14 protein-coding genes are annotated in these 15,283 nt (G+C 62.3%); 10 read left to right on the top strand and 4 right to left on the bottom strand.

Annotated features, from left to right (window positions below; translation table 11 throughout):
- Positions 1 to 20: 20 nt before the first annotated feature.
- Positions 21 to 674 (top strand): helix-turn-helix transcriptional regulator, encoded by a 654-nt coding sequence (locus J2X35_RS09590; protein ID WP_310184623.1) that lies wholly within the window; start codon positions 21 to 23, stop codon positions 672 to 674.
- Between the two features lie 6 nt (positions 675 to 680).
- Positions 681 to 1,631, top strand: coding sequence for a thermonuclease family protein (locus tag J2X35_RS09585; RefSeq protein ID WP_310184621.1), 951 nt, complete (start codon positions 681 to 683; stop codon positions 1,629 to 1,631).
- Here the strand turns inward: J2X35_RS09585 and J2X35_RS09580 are convergent.
- Positions 1,594 to 3,243, bottom strand: a complete 1,650-nt coding sequence (locus J2X35_RS09580) for a lysine--tRNA ligase (RefSeq protein ID WP_056114679.1) — start codon at positions 3,241 to 3,243, stop codon at positions 1,594 to 1,596. The two genes, J2X35_RS09585 and J2X35_RS09580, sit on opposite strands and share 38 nt — an antisense overlap.
- Before the next feature lie 145 nt (positions 3,244 to 3,388).
- Here J2X35_RS09580 and J2X35_RS09575 point away from each other — a divergent pair, with 145 nt between their 5' ends.
- Positions 3,389 to 3,802, top strand: a complete 414-nt coding sequence (locus J2X35_RS09575; RefSeq protein ID WP_310184620.1) for a tellurite resistance TerB family protein — start codon at positions 3,389 to 3,391, stop codon at positions 3,800 to 3,802.
- Positions 3,803 to 3,823: 21 nt separating this feature from the next.
- Here J2X35_RS09575 and J2X35_RS09570 read toward each other — a convergent pair whose 3' ends face one another.
- Positions 3,824 to 4,687, bottom strand: a complete 864-nt coding sequence (locus tag J2X35_RS09570) for a transporter substrate-binding domain-containing protein (protein ID WP_405023202.1) — start codon at positions 4,685 to 4,687, stop codon at positions 3,824 to 3,826.
- Positions 4,688 to 4,818: 131 nt separating this feature from the next.
- On the opposite strand from J2X35_RS09570, the gene J2X35_RS09565 reads away from it, so the two are divergent.
- On the top strand, positions 4,819 to 6,831 hold the full coding sequence (locus J2X35_RS09565; protein ID WP_310184616.1) for a glycosyltransferase family 2 protein: 2,013 nt from the start codon (positions 4,819 to 4,821) through the stop codon (positions 6,829 to 6,831).
- Here J2X35_RS09565 and ppk2 read toward each other — a convergent pair.
- Complete coding sequence (gene ppk2, locus J2X35_RS09560) at positions 6,828 to 7,730, bottom strand: polyphosphate kinase 2 (protein ID WP_310184614.1); 903 nt, start codon at positions 7,728 to 7,730, stop codon at positions 6,828 to 6,830. The two genes, J2X35_RS09565 and ppk2, sit on opposite strands and share 4 nt — an antisense overlap.
- A gap of 90 nt (positions 7,731 to 7,820) precedes the next feature.
- On the opposite strand from ppk2, the gene J2X35_RS09555 reads away from it, so the two are divergent.
- The 3 genes from J2X35_RS09555 to J2X35_RS09545 all read left to right on the top strand — a co-directional run bounded on the left by J2X35_RS09555 (position 7,821) and on the right by J2X35_RS09545 (position 11,029).
- Positions 7,821 to 9,098, top strand: a complete 1,278-nt coding sequence (locus tag J2X35_RS09555; RefSeq protein ID WP_310184612.1) for an ATP-binding protein — start codon at positions 7,821 to 7,823, stop codon at positions 9,096 to 9,098.
- A gap of 119 nt (positions 9,099 to 9,217) precedes the next feature.
- A complete protein-coding gene (phoU, locus tag J2X35_RS09550) occupies positions 9,218 to 9,943 on the top strand; it encodes a phosphate signaling complex protein PhoU (RefSeq protein ID WP_310184610.1) in 726 nt (241 codons plus the stop codon).
- Between the two features lie 78 nt (positions 9,944 to 10,021).
- The gene (locus J2X35_RS09545) at positions 10,022 to 11,029 is read left to right on the top strand and encodes a magnesium and cobalt transport protein CorA (RefSeq protein ID WP_056114694.1); all 1,008 of its coding nucleotides are present in this window, start codon (positions 10,022 to 10,024) and stop codon (positions 11,027 to 11,029) included.
- Between the two features lie 133 nt (positions 11,030 to 11,162).
- Here J2X35_RS09545 and J2X35_RS09540 read toward each other — a convergent pair whose 3' ends face one another.
- Positions 11,163 to 11,681, bottom strand: coding sequence for a GcrA family cell cycle regulator (locus J2X35_RS09540; RefSeq protein ID WP_056114696.1), 519 nt, complete (start codon positions 11,679 to 11,681; stop codon positions 11,163 to 11,165).
- 353 nt (positions 11,682 to 12,034) lie between these two features.
- On the opposite strand from J2X35_RS09540, the gene J2X35_RS09535 reads away from it, so the two are divergent.
- The 3 genes from J2X35_RS09535 to J2X35_RS09525 all read left to right on the top strand — a co-directional run bounded on the left by J2X35_RS09535 (position 12,035) and on the right by J2X35_RS09525 (position 15,260).
- Positions 12,035 to 13,231, top strand: coding sequence for an aspartate aminotransferase family protein (locus J2X35_RS09535; RefSeq protein ID WP_056114698.1), 1,197 nt, complete (start codon positions 12,035 to 12,037; stop codon positions 13,229 to 13,231).
- Between the two features lie 13 nt (positions 13,232 to 13,244).
- Entirely contained in the window at positions 13,245 to 14,156 is a 912-nt protein-coding gene (argF, locus tag J2X35_RS09530; RefSeq protein ID WP_056114702.1) for an ornithine carbamoyltransferase, read from the top strand.
- A gap of 102 nt (positions 14,157 to 14,258) precedes the next feature.
- Positions 14,259 to 15,260 carry an Hsp33 family molecular chaperone gene (locus tag J2X35_RS09525; protein ID WP_310184606.1) on the top strand — a complete coding sequence of 334 codons (1,002 nt, stop codon included), beginning with the start codon at positions 14,259 to 14,261 and terminating at the stop codon, positions 15,258 to 15,260.
- Positions 15,261 to 15,283: the final 23 nt, after the last annotated feature.

Below are 15,283 nucleotides of genomic sequence, written 5' to 3'. Positions count from 1 at the left end.
CCTTTTCCAGGGATCGCGCGATGCTTTCGCATGACCGCGTATGGGCCGCCATCGACGCCTTGGCCGAACGCTACTCGCTGTCGGCATCGGGGCTCGCCAAGCGCGCCGGGCTCGATTCGACCGCCTTCAACAAGTCGAAGCGCCTGTCTGCCGATGGGCGGCCGCGGTGGCCGTCTACCGAGTCGCTGGCCAAGATCATGGAAGCAACGGGAGCCTCGCTGGAGGAGTTTCTGGCGCTGGTGGAAAACCGTATCCAGGCCAGCATTTCGCCGAGGCAGGCAGTTCGAAAGTCCGCCGTGCCGCTGGTGGGTTTCGCCCAGGCCGGCGCCGGTGGCTTCTTCGACGACGCTGGCTTTCCGGTCGGGCAGGGCTGGGACTTGGTCGAATTGCCGGCCGAATCGACCGAAACCTCCTATGCGCTGAAGGTCCAGGGAGACTCCATGCTTCCGCTCTATCGCCACGGCGACGTGTTGATCGTCGAGCCCGGTGCGACGGTGCGCAAGGGCGACCGCGTCGTCGTCAAAACCGGTGGCGGCGAGGTGATGGCCAAAGTTCTGGAGCGCCAGACCGCGCGGTCGATTTCGCTTGTGTCGCTGAACCCCGACCATCCCAATCGCGATTTGCCGATGCGCGATGTCGAATGGGTTGCGCGGATCGTCTGGGCGAGTCAGTAAGACAGCATGAAAGCAGCTCATGGTGCCGTGGCCGGCCTCATCCTGGTCGGCTTGAGCGTGGCCATCCTGGCCGGCAAGCAGATTGTTGTCGCCGCCCAGGACGTTCCCATCCTTGTCGATGCGCCCGAGGATATTCCGTTGGACGCGCCGATGGCGCAGGATGACACATCGGAGGCCGACGCGGCACAAGCGGACTCGGCAAATGAAGATGCAACGGGAAAAGACGCGACAGCGGCCGTTGTACCGCCACAGATCGCCAACGCTCCGGGCCCACGCGCTTTCGATCCCGAATTGAGCTCTTCTGAGAGCCATCGTGACGGTGCGTTCGAGCGGATCGCGCCGCGCGCGCCGCTCAGCGAACTGGCCCTCGCCGCTCCGCCCAAGCCACCAAAGCAGACGAAACCGGAAGACTGGAAGGGCACGCCGCTGTTCCAGCCGGTCGCCAAGGCCGCCGGGCTGATCGATGCCAAGGGCTATTCGGTTGCCGTCTCGGGCATCGACATGGTCGGCGTGGACAAAACATGCACCGATGCCGGGAAGGAATGGGCCTGCGGCCAGCGCGCGCGCACGGCATTCCGTGGCTTTCTGCGCGGCCGCGCCGTTGTCTGCAAGGTGCCGCCGGAAAATGGCCGCGATATCATCGCCGCCGAATGCCGCATCGGCAAGGAAGATGTCGGCCAGTGGCTCGTTGAAAACGGTTGGGCGAGGGCGGCATCAGGCGGTCCTTACGCCGAGGCTGGCAAGAAAGCCGAAACCGACAGGAAAGGCATTTTTGGCCCGCCGCCCGAACGCATCAGGATGATGCTGTCGCCCGGCGCCAGCAGCCTTCCGGCGCCACCCTCTGTGTCAACGCAAGCCGCTACGCCGGAAGAAGTCGTTCCGGCTCTGCCCGACATCGCTCCACCGTCCGAACTTTCGGCTACGCCGCAAGTTTTCCCGCCAGCGCCTCGGCGATAAGCGCGCGCGTTTCTTCGATCCCGTAGAGTGCGGCGAAGGAACCGAAGCGCGGGCCGCGCTCCTGCCCGATCAGCACCTGGTAGATCATCTGGAAGAAGGCGACGGATACGCCGGGACCGCCTTCCGGCGCCTGCTTGGAGTGGTCCTGGTAGCGCTCGATCTTACGCGCGACGTTGAGGGCGGCATTCTGGATCACCGCGCCATCCGTACCGGCTGGCAAGGCACCAAGGGCGTCGGATAGTTTCGCCAGTGCATCCCGTTCCACCTCGTCGGCCTCGCGGAAAGCCTTGGTCGGCTTCACGAAGTCGTCGAAATAGCGGATGGCGAAGCTGGTCAGCCGGTCCAGTTCCGGATGCGAGGCGGGCGTCACCCCGGGCGCATGGCGCGAAATGAAGCCCCACAGCACGTCCTTGTTCTGCGCGTTGGAGGCGCTGACCAGGTTGAGCAGCAGCGCGAACGGCACCGGCAGGTCGATCGCCGGCGGATGGCCGTCATGCATGTGCCAGACAGGGTTGCCGAGACGCTCCTTCCAGTCCTGCCGGGGATAGGCGGACAGGAACGAGTAATATTCATCGACCGCCTTCGGAATGACGTCGAAATAAAGCTTCTTCGCCTGCCGTGGCCGCTGGAACATGTAGAGGCCGAGGCTCTCGGTCGGCGCGTAGGCGAGCCACTCGTCAATGGTCAGCCCGTTGCCCTTCGACTTGGAAATCTTCTGGCCGTTCTCGTCGAGGAACAGTTCGTAGACGAAATGCTCCGGCGCGCGTCCGCCAAGGATCACGCAGATGCGGTCGTAGATCGTCTGGTTGGTCTGGTGATCCTTGCCGAACATCTCGAAGTCGACGCCGAGCGCTGCCCAGCGCATGCCGAAATCTGGCTTCCACTGCAGCTTCACCTTGCCGCCGGTCACCGGCAGCGTGGTCTCGGTGCCATCGTCGTCGAACGTAATCGTACCGGCCTTGGCATCGACATGCTTCATCGGCACGTAAAGCACCCGTCCGCTCTTTGGCGAGATCGGCAGGAAGGGGCTGTAGGTCGCCTGGCGTTCCTCACCCAGTGTCGGCAGCATCACCTTCATGATGTCGTCGTACTTTTCCGCCGCGCGCAGGAGCACCGCGTCGAAACGGCCGGCCTTGTAATATTCGGTCGCGCTGGCGAATTCGTAGTCGAAGCCGAACGTATCGAGGAAGCGGCGCAGCATCGCGTTGTTGTGATGCCCGAAGCTCTCGTAGTTCCCGCCAAACGGGTTCGGCACGGCCGTGAGCGGCATGTGCAGATAAGGTTCAAGCGCGGCGCGGTCCGGCACGTTGTCCGGGATTTTGCGCATCCCGTCCATGTCGTCGGAGAAGCAGAGAAGCTTGGTCTTGACCTTGTCCTGCGTCAGCACGCGGAAGGCGTGCCGCACCATGGTGGTGCGCGCCACTTCGCCGAACGTGCCGATATGCGGCAGGCCGGACGGGCCGTAGCCGGTCTCGAACAACACGGTCTCCGGGAAGTTTCCGTCCTTGTAGCGGGCGATGATTTTCTTGGCTTCCTCGAACGGCCACGCCTTGCTTTCGCCAGCGGCGGCCAGGAGTTGAGGATTGAGGTCGATGCTGTTTGACCCTGCCATGTCGTTAGTCCCGTGATTTTCGCACGCCTCGTGCGGCTGGCGCATGGTCTAAGCATCGGGGCAGGAGGCGTCAACGATAGCGGACGTTTTTCCTTGCGGCTGCCGGTCCGCGTTCCTACGTGCTTGCCTAACACAGGAGACCTTCATGCCCTCGCTTAGCGCCCTCGACGCCATGATCCATCTGATGGTGATTGCCTCCGCATCGGACAAGGATATGTCCGATGTCGAACTGGCGCGTATCGGCCACGTGATCGACACCTGGCCGGTCTTCGAGGACTTCAAGCACGACCGCCTCATCTCCGTCGCGCAGGATTGCCAGCAGGCACTGCATGGCGAGGAGGGGTTGGAAGGCGTATTGTCGCTGGCCGCCGCGGCCTTGCCGGAGCGGCTGCATGACACCGCCTATGCCGCCGCCTTCGAGGTCGCCGCCGTCGATCTCGAGATGCGGCTGGAGGAGGTGCGGGTGCTGCAGCTCATCCGCCGCGAACTGGATATCGATACGCTGACCGTGGCTGCCATCGTCCGCGGCGCCAAAGCCAGGCTGCGCACGCTGACCTGATCGGATCCGCCATATGCTGGATCAGTAGAAGCCGATCGGGAAATAGCGCAGGTAGAGCTCGGCGAAAGTGCCATCTACCGTGATTTCCTGCAGCGCATAGTTAAACGCGGCCAGCAGGACATCGTCCTGCTTTCTGGTGGCGATGGCCATTCCGGCGCCGACATAGTCGGGCGCAAGATAAGGTCCGCCAGCAAAGCGGCAGCAATCGTCGGATTCGGGCGAAGCCAGCCAGAAGGACAAGCGCAAACCATCGCCGAAGGCGGCGTCGATGTTGCCGGCCTTCAGTCCGTCATACAGTTTCTCCGGCGACGGATACGGGATAACTTTCACCGCATCGAAATAGTCCCTCAACATGCGTTCGTGCGCCGATGCGCCTAGGACGCCGACCCGCTTGCCCTGGAGCTTTTCCCAGATGGGCTCGGCGACGGCAGTCGCTTTCGGCATGATGAATCGGGCGGGAAATTGCAGGTAGGGGCGGGTAAAGGCATAGTTTTCGCGGGAAGCGGCCGTGACTGCCGTGCCGGCGACGATGGCCTCGCCTTCGCCGGCCCGCAGCGCTCCATCCAGTTCCTTCCACGGCAAAGCCTGGATCTGGCATTTTTCGGCAACGTCGAGTTCCGCGCAAATGGCGCGCGCCAGATCGATATGAAACCCCGACAGCCGACCCTGATCGTCAAAGAAATTGAAGGGTGGGAAATCCGTGGTGGTGAGGAAGCGAAGCCGGGGAAGGGCAGACAGATCTGGCTTGGGCAACCGTTCCTTGGTGTCCCACAGGACGGGGATCTGCGGCTCTGCCGCAATTGTCTGCGCGCAGGCCAGGGAAGGCGCTGCAAGCGCCAAAAACGCAGTCAGGATCAAGACTCGACCACGCAAGATGAACTCCATTGCAAATGCCGCGCTTTTTGTACAAAAATGATACAAGTAAAATTTTAACAATAAAACTATCGAGGTCGTTGAAGCTTAAATTGTGACCTTCTGCGTGACGGGCAAACGCCGAAGGGGGTCGGGGGGGCAGTATGGGGCTGTTCGAGTTTAGCCACCGCATAGGCGCGTCGCGTGTTCGGCGCAATGCAAGTCTGATCAGGCGCGCGACGAAGCCGAACTACGGTTTCCGCCTGGCGGAAACCTTTTTTCCCGAGATGATCGAATGGCGGGCGGTCCTGGATCGCCTCTCCGTGCCTTTGCGCACCCGGGTCGACATCGCCGCGCGGGCCCGCAGGGAGGGTCGCAGCTTCCAGACCGGATTGACGGCCTATGGCGTGATCGAGGCGACCGAACTCGTCGAGAGCATGGGGGATGAACTGGGCCTCGGTGTCGCTGCCGATATCGATCCGGCGCAGCTGATCGTGAGAGCCAAGGATTGCCTGGGTCTTCTGCGCCGGCCGAGCGCCGGGGTTCCGGTGCGGCTGATAGAGGAGCGGGAGGGACGGGTCGCCTTTTTGGTGCCCGCCCAGACCGTCAGTCCGGCGGCGCTGCGCGACCATATCCGCCGCTTGCCGGTGTTGGCCAGCCGCCTGAAGCTGACCGACGCCGGCAAGCTTCGTGCCGCATTGCTGAAGCGGGCGCGACCTGCCCTGATGAAGATTGCGACATCGGGCCTCTCCGAGCGCTTTCCCAAAATGTCGGCGAGCGTCGTGCTCGATGGCTGGCAGGGATATATGATCGGCACACTTGCGACTTTGCTGCCTGTCGCATTGCTGCTCGCCTTCGGGCCGACCATCACCTTCCTGCACGGTCTGGCGACTTTCTTCTTTCTCGCCTGCGTCGTTCTTCGGCTCGCCGTCGTACTTGTGCCGCGGACGAAGACAGAGACAGAACCACCGAAGCCGCCTTCAGCAGACGAAGCGCCGATGTTTGCCGTGCTGGTCGCGCTCTACAAGGAAGCGGAAATCATCCCGAACCTGATTGCATCGCTCGACCGTCTTGTCTGGCCGCGCGACAGGCTGCAGATCAAACTGGTCTGCGAGGCGGACGACAGGCAGACACTGGCCGCTATCCGCGCCAATCCGCTGCCACCGCATTTTGAAATCGTCGAAGTTCCGTCTGGAGGTCCGCGAACCAAGCCGAAGGCTCTGTCCTATGCCTTGCCGATGAGCGGTGGGGATTTCATCGTGCTCTACGACGCGGAAGACCAGCCCGATCCCATGCAACTGGTCGAGGCCTGGCGTAAATTTGAGGCCGACGGGCCGGATCTTGCCGTCGTGCAGGCGCCGCTCGAGATTTCCAACCGCGGCGAAAGCATCATCGCCCGCATGTTCGCTTTCGAATATGCCGGCCTGTTCCGTGGGCTGCTGCCATGGCTTGCTGGCGGGCGCATGGTCCTGCCGCTGGGTGGAACTTCCAATCATTTCCGGCGCCAGGCGCTGGAAGAGGTTGGAGCCTGGGACCCCTATAACGTCACTGAAGACGCGGACATAGCTATGCGCTTTGCACGTTTCGGTTACCGCGCCGACGTGATCAGACGACCGACCTATGAAGCCGCCCCGACCCGCTTCGCGGTGTGGCTGCCGCAACGCACCCGCTGGTTCAAGGGTTGGTTGCAGACATGGCTGGTCCATATGCGCGACCCGATGCAGTTGATGCGGCAACTTGGACCGGGTTCCTTCATGGTCGCCCAGATCCTGTTTGCCGGCATGCTTGCTTCGGTTCTCCTGCATCCGCTGCTTTTCGGCACGTTCCTTTACCTCGCGGTGGAGATCGGCATGGGCCACTTTCCGGGACCGTTCAAGATGGCCCTGCTTGCCGTCGACGTCGTCAACATCGCCTGCGGCTACCTGTCTTTTCTGCTGCTCGGCTGGCGCTCGCTTCGCAAGGGCGAGAGACATGATTTATGGAAGGTCTTTCTGTTCACGCCCGTCTATTGGCTGATGATGTCGGCAGCCGGCTGGCGCGCGGTCTGGCAACTGTGGCGAAAGCCGCATCACTGGGAAAAGACGCCGCACGACAACAAGGGTCGCGTGGCAGAACCGAACCGACCACAGGTGCCGACCCAGGCAGCCTCTCCGGTCGCCGGTGCTTTCCGGTCCTAGTCTTTCAGGAAGCCAGGGCCCTCGCCGATGATCTTCTTGTCCTCCTTGCCGATCACGTCGAGATCGCGCCCGTCATAGGGCAGTGACAAAAGCAGCCTTCGAATGACGGCGATGCGCGCCCGCCGCTTGTCGTTGGCGCGCACGATTGTCCATGGCGATTCCTTGCTGTGGGTCCTGCGCACCATTTCGTTGCGCGCCTTCGTGTAGTCGTCCCACTTCTCGATCCCCGCAATGTCGATGGGTGAGAACTTCCAGCTCTTCAGCTTGCTGTGACGCCGATCGTGGAACCGCTCCAACTGGGTTTCCTGGCCGATATCGAGCCAGAACTTGAAGAAATGGATGCCGTCATTGACGATCATCCGCTCGAAATGCGGCGTCTCGTCTAGGAATTGCTGGTGCTGCTCGGGCGTGCAGAAGCCCATGACCGGCTCCACGCCGGCCCGGTTGTACCAGGAGCGATCGAAGCTGACGAATTCGCCGGCAGTAGGGAAGCGTGACACATAGCGCTGGAAGTACCATTGCCCGAGTTCCGTTTCAGTCGGCTTTGCAAGCGCCACGTTGCGCGCCGTTCTGGGGTTCATGTACTCGTGGACCGCAAAGATCGTGCCGCCTTTGCCGGCAGCGTCACGGCCTTCGAAGAGGGCAAGCACGCGGGCGCCGGTCGCCTGCATCCAGGTCTGCGCCTTGACCAGTTCGATCTGCAGCGCCTCGAGTGTCTCCTCATATTCCCCCCTTTTCAGTTTCTTGTCGTAGGGGTAGCCGCCAGCGGTCAGCTTGTTGTCTTCGATCCAGTCGGGCAATTCAGGGTCGTCCATGTCGAATTCCCGCGTCTTGCCGTCGATCCTGATCTTGATCGGAGGCAAATCCGAGGATGGCGAATTTTCATTGGCCTTTTTCATGAACACGTACCCTTTTCAGTGCGATGGTTCATGCTATGGGGATGCTCGCTGGCGGTCCAGCGGGAAGTTCGTGGCGCCGGGATGGAGCGCATGGCTGACACCAACAGAGCGGACAGAACGGGCGACGGCCTGCTTCAGCTAGCGGTGCGCCGCCTTTGGGGCAGCCGATGGCTGCTGTCTGGCGGCGTAGCGGGCGTTGTAGTCGCGTCCTCCGTCGCCGGCAGTGCGCTTTATATCGCCCCCGCCATCGTCGTTGTGCTTCTCGCCATCGCCGCTTTTGCGCCCACCAGCGAACGGTCGCTTCCCCTGCCTGGCGCCGGTCCAGCCGAAGCCATGAGCCTGCGCGACCTCTCCGGGGAATATCTTGCCGCCGCCGTGGCCGACCCGCTCATCATCTTCGACCGTTATGGCAGCGTCATCCACGCCAATGCCGCCGCCATGGCCGCCTTTGGCAACCTCGCGCCCGGCCTGTCGCTGCCGCTGAAATTCCGCGCGCCGGAAATGCAGGTACTGATTGAAGCGGTGCTTTCGGGCAATGCCGCCGTCGAAACCGCTGAGTACATCGAGAAACTGCCGGTGGAACGCGCTTATAGGGTCAGCGCGTCTCCCGTTGGCCATGGCACGGAACTGTATGTGCTGGTCTTCAAGGATCAGAGCGAAACCCGCCGCATCGACCGCATGCGCGCCGACTTCATCGCCAACGCCAGCCACGAGTTGCGCACGCCGCTTGCCTCCATCGCCGGCTTCATCGAGACCCTACGAGGCCCGGCCCGCAAGGACCCCGCAGCACAGGAGCAGTTCCTGCAGATCATGCAGAACCAGACTGGCCGCATGGCGCGGCTGATCGACGATCTCCTGTCGCTGTCGCGGCTGGAGATGCGGCCCTATCTTGCGCCCGGCAGCCGCGTCGATATCGGGCAGGTCGTCGGCAGCGTCATCGATTCCCTCGGACCGCTGGCGAAGGACAACGGCATCGTCGTCGAGAAGAATTTCATCGAGGGACCGATCGAGGTCGCGGGAGACCGGGACGAGCTCTTTCAGGTTTTCGAGAATTTGATGGAAAACGCCTGCAAATACGGCCAGTCCGGCGGCCGTGTCGTTGTTTCGATCGACCGCGGCACGTCGGGTCCGGAACCTACTGTCGACGTCACTATCCGCGACTTTGGACCCGGTATCGCCGAAGAGCACATACCGCGCATCACCGAACGCTTCTATCGCGTCGATGTCGACGCCAGCCGCTCGCAGAAGGGGACGGGTCTTGGCCTGTCGATCGTCAAGCACATCCTGACGCGCCACAGTGCCCGGCTGTCGATCAAATCCGAGCTTGGGCAGGGCGCCGCTTTCACCGTCCATTTGCCAGCAAAGTAGATTTGCGGGCCGACAGGCGCTATCTATGGCCGGAAGCCTTCTTCATTCTGTCATGTGCCCGGCGTATCAGCGACAGTTGAAGACACGAATCAACAGCCGCCCTGGAAGAGCTTTCCGCCATGCAGTCAGTGCATATCGTCAGCGCCTATGACGAGGAACTCAAGTACCTGACCAAGCGCATTGCCGCGATGGGCGGCCATGCCGAGCGCATGGTCGAACAGGCGATATCGGCGTTGGTCAACGCTGATCCGGACCTTGCCCAGAAGGTGATAAAGGACGATGTCGTTCTCGATGAAGGACAGCGCGAGATCGACGAAAAGGCGATCGTCATCATCGCCCGGCGCCAGCCCATGGCGACGGACCTGCGCGAGATCATCGGCGCCATCCGCATTTCCGCCGATCTGGAGCGGATTGGCGATCTCGGCAAGAACGTTGCCAAGCGGGTGGTTGCCGTCACGCAGGAACGGCAGCCGAACAGCCTTTTCCGCGGCATCGAAGCGCTGGCGAACCTTGCGCTCCAGCAGTTGAAGGACGTCCTTGACGTCTATGCTTCGCGCAACATCGACAGCATCGGCTTCGTGCGCGATCGCGACGAGCAGATCGACGCCATGTACACGTCATTGTTTCGCGAATTGCTCACCTACATGATGGAAGATCCGCGCAACATCACCCCCTGCACGCATCTGCTGTTTTGCGCCAAGAACATCGAGCGCATCGGCGATCATGCCACCAACATCGCGGAAACGATCTATCACATCGTCACCGGCGACCAGATGCCGGCCGAGCGGCCCAAGGAAGACAAGACCGACCGTGTCGTCCTGCCGGTGCATCAGCCTGCCAAATAGTCGCCAACACCTCGTATTTGCGCTAGGCTTGTACAGGTCCTAGCACCGTACCCAAGGCAATGCCGCGAGGGAGGCGTGATGGAATATGTCCGTGAATTCGTTCCCGCATCTTCGGCCGATGCCATCGTGGCATGCAGCGTCTACACGGCCGGCAAGCGCATAGCCGACATTCCGATCGAAGAAGCGGGCGAATGGTCGCGCAAGAAGGACCATGTCGTCTGGATCGGTCTTCTGGAACCGAACCGCGAGCTTCTTCTGCGGGTAAAGGCCCAGTTCAACCTGCATGAACTCGCCATCGAGGATGCGGAGCATCCGCATCAGCGGCCGAAGCTCGAGCAATATGGCGAGGCGCTGTTCATCGTTGCCCGCACGGCGCAATTGGTCGATGGCAGGGTCACTTTCGGCGAAACGCATCTTTTCGTCGGCAAGGGCTACATCGTCAGCGTTCGCCATGGCCCCTCGACCTCGTACACCACGGTGCGCCAGCATTGGGAAAGCTGCCCTCACGCGCTCGCCAAGGGGGAGGACTTCGTCCTCTACGCCATCCTCGATTTCATCGTCGACAACTACATGCCCGTGCTCGAACAGATCGAGGACGAGGTGGAGCACATCGAAGACAAGGTGCTGGTCAGGCCGATGGTCGCTGGCGACATCGAACGGCTTTACATGCTGCGGCGCGACCTGTTGCGGCTCCGCAATGCCGCGCTGCCGCTGGTGGAGGTTTGCCGCCGGCTGACAAGCGCCGACCTGTCACAGATACAACCAGGAATGCACCCGCTGTTCCGGGACGTCACCGACCATATCCGCACCGTCCAGGAAAAGATCGACAGCCTGCGCGAGGTGCTGGCCTTCGCTTTCGAGACGAGCCTTCTCGTTGGCCAGAGCCAGGAGACGGCGATCACCAAGAAGCTCGCCTCATGGGCGGCCATACTGGCTGTGCCGACCGCATTTGCCGGCATCTACGGCATGAATTTCAACGACATGCCGGAATTGCGGATGAGCTACGGCTATCCGACCGTTCTGACGGCCATCGGCACGATATGCGTCGTTCTCTATTGGCGCTTCCGCAAGAACGGCTGGCTGTGAGGATGGCAGTAGGCAGTAGGCTATTGCTCTCTGCCCGGCTCTGGCAGAGCAATCTCGATTGCCGATTGCCGATTGCCGATTGCCGATTGCCGATTGCCGATTGCCGATTGCCGATTGCCGATTGCCGATTGCCTTACCGGCTGCGCCGGCGCTCCGATGCGGGCTGGAAAGCCACGCGCGAATGATAAGTGCAATACGGGCCACTATCGGCTGAATCGTTGCCACAGAAATGGAACTCTTCGCTCAACGGGTCGCCATTCGGCCATTTGCAGGTGCGTTCGGTCAGTTCGACGAGGTGCAGACGCCGCGAGATCGGCACGACGACGTTTTCCACAGGGCGGATGTAGTGGCGCGCCACCGGCTCAGCGTCGAACTGCGCCTGCAGCGCAGTGGCGCCGATCGAGGTGGTGACGTGCCGTGTCGCCGAGGCAGCCCGCGTGACCGACTTGGTGATCGTCGACCCTTGCGATGCCTTCTTCTGGCGAGCCGGCGCCGCGGTTGCGCGGCCACGGCTGGAGAGCTTCAGGCGGTGTACCTTGCCGATGACGGCATTTCGGCTGACGCCTCCAAGCTGGGCGGCGATCTGGCTTGCGCTCAGACCCTCCGACCAGAGTTTTCTCAAAAGTTCGACGCGCTCGTCGGTCCAGTTCATGAGACGGCACTCCTTTGAATCCACACGGCGCTGGAATCGATTCACGACCCGGCTCACACCGGGCGGACACCACATCTACAGGGGTGATTAGATCCGCCGCACGAAATCTAGTTATTTCTTCTTCACAACTACTCTATGCGCTGACTCGGTGACAAGAGTCCTGAGGGCAACACGATTCGGTTTTTTCGGTTTTCCCCAACTTGCCGACCTGTTGGCGAACAGGTTCTCCAGAAGGGGTGGACGGCCGGCTTAAAAGACGTTTTCGTTGACTTCGTGACTGAAAAACAGGATAAGCCGCAAAAGGCCGCCGAACGGGCGGCTTTTTGATTTTTCCGGTTCCGGAGACGCATATAATGAGCGGTTCGGCGCTTTACGAGACCTTTGCCCGCATCCCCCTGTCCTTCGACCATGGCGAGGGCGCCTGGTTGGTGACGGACAAGGGCGAGCGATATCTCGATTTCGCCGCCGGCATCGCCGTGAATTCCCTGGGTCACGGCCACCCGCATCTCGTCGCCGCCCTGACCGAGCAGGCTCAGAAGCTCTGGCACGTTTCCAATCTCTATGAGATCCCCGGCCAGCGCCGGTTGGCCGAGCGGCTCGTCGAAGAAACGTTCGCGGACAAGGTGTTTTTCACCAATTCGGGTGCGGAAGCGCTCGAATGCGCCATCAAGACGGCGCGCCGCTATCATTTCGTCAACGGCCGGCCGGAACGGTTCCGGGTTCTCACCTTCGAAGGCGCCTTCCATGGCCGCACGCTGGCGACGATCGCCGCCGGTGGCCAGTACAAATACATGGAGGGCTTCGGGCCCAAGGTGGAAGGCTTCGACCAGGTCGCGCTCGGAGACATCGAAGCGGTGGAAAAGGCCATAACGCCGGAAACCGCGGCCATCCTGATCGAGCCGATACAGGGGGAGGGCGGTATACGCCAGGTGCCGGCCCAGACGCTCAAGCGGCTGCGCCAGATTTGCGACCAGCAGGGCCTCGTGCTGATCTTCGACGAAGTTCAATGTGGCATCGGCCGCACCGGGAAGCTGTTCGCCTATGAATGGAGCGGCGTGAACCCGGACGTGATGGCCATCGCCAAAGGCATTGGCGGCGGCTTCCCGCTTGGCGCCTGCCTTGCCACCGACGCCGCGGCCGCGGGCATGACCGCCGGCGTCCACGGCACGACCTTCGGTGGCAACCCGCTGGCCATGGCTGTCGGCAACGCCGTGCTCGACGTCGTTCTGGAAGATGGTTTCCTCGACGAGGTGAGCCGCAAGGCGCTGCTTTTGAAGCAGGGCCTTGGCGCAGTCGCGGACGAGTTTCCGGACGTCGTCGAAGACATACGCGGCGTCGGCCTGATGCTCGGCCTCAAATGTTCGATGCCGAACGTCAAAGTCAACACCGCGTTTCGTGACCAGCATCTCCTGACCGTCACGGCGGGCGACAACGTCATTCGCCTGCTTCCGCCCCTCAACGTCAGCGATGCCGAGATTCACGAGGCGCTGGCACGTATCCATAAAGCTGCCAAGGCCTTGTCCGAGACAATTGCTGCGGCCGCGAAGTAAGCGAACGAGCCGCATGGAACTACGCCATTTCACCGACCTTTCCACCGTTTCGGAAAGCGACCTGCGCACAATGCTGGACGATGCCGTCGTCCGCAAGCAGCGGCTGAAAGCCGGCGAGCGTTCAAAGCCGCTCGATGGCAAGATGCTGGCCATGATCTTCGACAAGCCATCGACGCGAACCCGCGTCTCCTTCGATGTCGGCATGCGCCAGCTCGGCGGCGAAACGATCATGCTGACCGGCGCCGAAATGCAGCTTGGCCGTTCCGAGACGATCGCCGATACCGCACGCGTGCTGTCGCGTTATGTTGACGCGATCATGATCCGCACCACGTCGCACGACCGGCTGCTGGAGTTGACCGAAGCCGCCACCGTTCCCGTCATCAACGGCCTCACCGACGAGACCCATCCGTGCCAGCTCATGGCCGACATCATGACCTATGAGGAGCACCGCGGTCCCGTGGCCGGCAAGACTGTCGCCTGGACGGGGGACGGCAACAATGTCCTGCATTCGCTGCTGGAGGCTGCCGCACGCTTCCGCTTCAATCTCAACATCGCCGTGCCGGAAGGCAGCGAGCCGGGGGAGAAATTCGTCGACTGGTCGCGCCGCAACGGTGGCACTGTCAATTTCACCAAGTCAGCCGAAGCGGCTGTCGACGGCGCCGACTGCGTGGTCACCGACACCTGGGTGTCGATGGGCCAGGAGCACCGAGCCCGTGGCCACAACGTGTTCCTGCCCTATCAGGTCAACGCGACGCTCATGGCCAGAGCCAACCCCGGCGCGTTGTTCATGCACTGTCTGCCGGCCCACCGTGGCGAGGAAGTCACCGATGAGGTGATCGACGGGCCGCAATCGGTGGTCCTCGATGAAGCCGAGAACAGGCTGCACGCCCAGAAGGCGGTGCTGGCCTGGTGTCTGGGCGCTTGATCCGGAGCGACGCGATGCCTATCTGCGCGGCATCACGCACATTGAAGGCGTTTCGAGCCATGCTGGCACCCCGGGCCGCATCGCCGCGCCCGGAGATTGACCATGCTGGAAGCTATGCAATTGACTGACCGCGAACCCAGGCTTGGCGAGTTCGGCCATGCCGGCGACGACCATGTCGTGCCGTTTGAAGTCGGCCCGCTCGACGTGCGCGGCCGTGCCGTGCAACTCGGCCCGATGCTCGACGCCATCCTCTCGCGGCACGATTACCCGGATCCGGTTGCTCGTCTGCTCGCCGAAGCCTGCGTGGTGACGGTGCTGCTGGGAACCTCGCTCAAATTCGACGGCAAGTTCATCCTGCAGACTCGCACCGACGGCCCGCTCGACATGCTGGTTGCCGATTTCACGACGCCCGGCGCGCTGCGCGCTTACGCCCGTTTTGACGCGGAACGGATCGGCGAACTCGTCGCCGCCGGCGATGTTTCGGACGAGGCTCTGCTTGGCTCGGGCGTGCTGGCGCTGACCATCGACCAGGGTGCTCATACCCAACGCTACCAGGGTATCGTCCAGCTCGACGGCACCTCGCTGGAAGAGGCGTCGCGCACCTATTTCCGGCAGTCCGAACAGATACCGACCGACCTCAGGCTGGCGGTGGCCAAGCAGGTCATGCCCGGCGGGCGCGAGCAATGGCGCGCCGGCGGTCTGCTGGCGCAGTTCTTGCCGGAAGCGTCGGAACGCATGCGCGTGCCCGACCTGCCGGGCGGCGATGGCGATCCCGCCGAAGCCACACACGATCCCGTCGACAATTCCTGGCAGGAATTGCTGGTGCTGCTGGCGACCGTCGAACGCACGGAACTGATCGATCCGACCGTCGGCGCCGAGCGGCTGCTGTACCGGCTGTTTCACGAGCATGGCGTTCGCGTCTTCGGCGGCGCGCGTGTCGTCGACCAGTGCTCGTGCTCGCAGGACAAGGTCCGGGGGATCCTGAAGGGCTTTTCGGCCGAGGAGATCGATAGCAGCATCGAAAACGGCAAAATTCGTGTCGATTGCGAATTCTGTTCGTCACGATACGAATTCGACCCCGCCGAATTTGCGCCAGCGCAATAAGAAGGAATCTGCCCGCGGCAAAC

Source organism: Mesorhizobium sp. BE184 (assembly GCF_031457045.1).
In the GTDB taxonomy this organism is placed as follows: Bacteria; Pseudomonadota; Alphaproteobacteria; order Rhizobiales; family Rhizobiaceae; genus Mesorhizobium.
Note: the sequence above shows the minus strand (reverse complement) of the source record. Positions and strands in the feature narration are given on the sequence as shown.

What these genes read in the sequence shown, in the direction of transcription:
- J2X35_RS09590 (WP_310184623.1), top strand. Translation starts at nt 21, where the DNA reads ATGCTTTCGCATGACCGCGTATGGGCCGCCATCGACGCCTTGGCCGAA.
- J2X35_RS09585 (WP_310184621.1), top strand. Translation starts at nt 681, where the DNA reads ATGAAAGCAGCTCATGGTGCCGTGGCCGGCCTCATCCTGGTCGGCTTG.
- J2X35_RS09580 (WP_056114679.1), bottom strand. Translation starts at nt 3,243, where the DNA reads ATGGCAGGGTCAAACAGCATCGACCTCAATCCTCAACTCCTGGCCGCC.
- J2X35_RS09575 (WP_310184620.1), top strand. Translation starts at nt 3,389, where the DNA reads ATGCCCTCGCTTAGCGCCCTCGACGCCATGATCCATCTGATGGTGATT.
- J2X35_RS09570 (WP_405023202.1), bottom strand. Translation starts at nt 4,687, where the DNA reads ATGGAGTTCATCTTGCGTGGTCGAGTCTTGATCCTGACTGCGTTTTTG.
- J2X35_RS09565 (WP_310184616.1), top strand. Translation starts at nt 4,819, where the DNA reads ATGGGGCTGTTCGAGTTTAGCCACCGCATAGGCGCGTCGCGTGTTCGG.
- ppk2 (WP_310184614.1), bottom strand. Translation starts at nt 7,730, where the DNA reads ATGAAAAAGGCCAATGAAAATTCGCCATCCTCGGATTTGCCTCCGATC.
- J2X35_RS09555 (WP_310184612.1), top strand. Translation starts at nt 7,821, where the DNA reads ATGGCTGACACCAACAGAGCGGACAGAACGGGCGACGGCCTGCTTCAG.
- phoU (WP_310184610.1), top strand. Translation starts at nt 9,218, where the DNA reads ATGCAGTCAGTGCATATCGTCAGCGCCTATGACGAGGAACTCAAGTAC.
- J2X35_RS09545 (WP_056114694.1), top strand. Translation starts at nt 10,022, where the DNA reads ATGGAATATGTCCGTGAATTCGTTCCCGCATCTTCGGCCGATGCCATC.
- J2X35_RS09540 (WP_056114696.1), bottom strand. Translation starts at nt 11,681, where the DNA reads ATGAACTGGACCGACGAGCGCGTCGAACTTTTGAGAAAACTCTGGTCG.
- J2X35_RS09535 (WP_056114698.1), top strand. Translation starts at nt 12,035, where the DNA reads ATGAGCGGTTCGGCGCTTTACGAGACCTTTGCCCGCATCCCCCTGTCC.
- argF (WP_056114702.1), top strand. Translation starts at nt 13,245, where the DNA reads ATGGAACTACGCCATTTCACCGACCTTTCCACCGTTTCGGAAAGCGAC.
- J2X35_RS09525 (WP_310184606.1), top strand. Translation starts at nt 14,259, where the DNA reads ATGCTGGAAGCTATGCAATTGACTGACCGCGAACCCAGGCTTGGCGAG.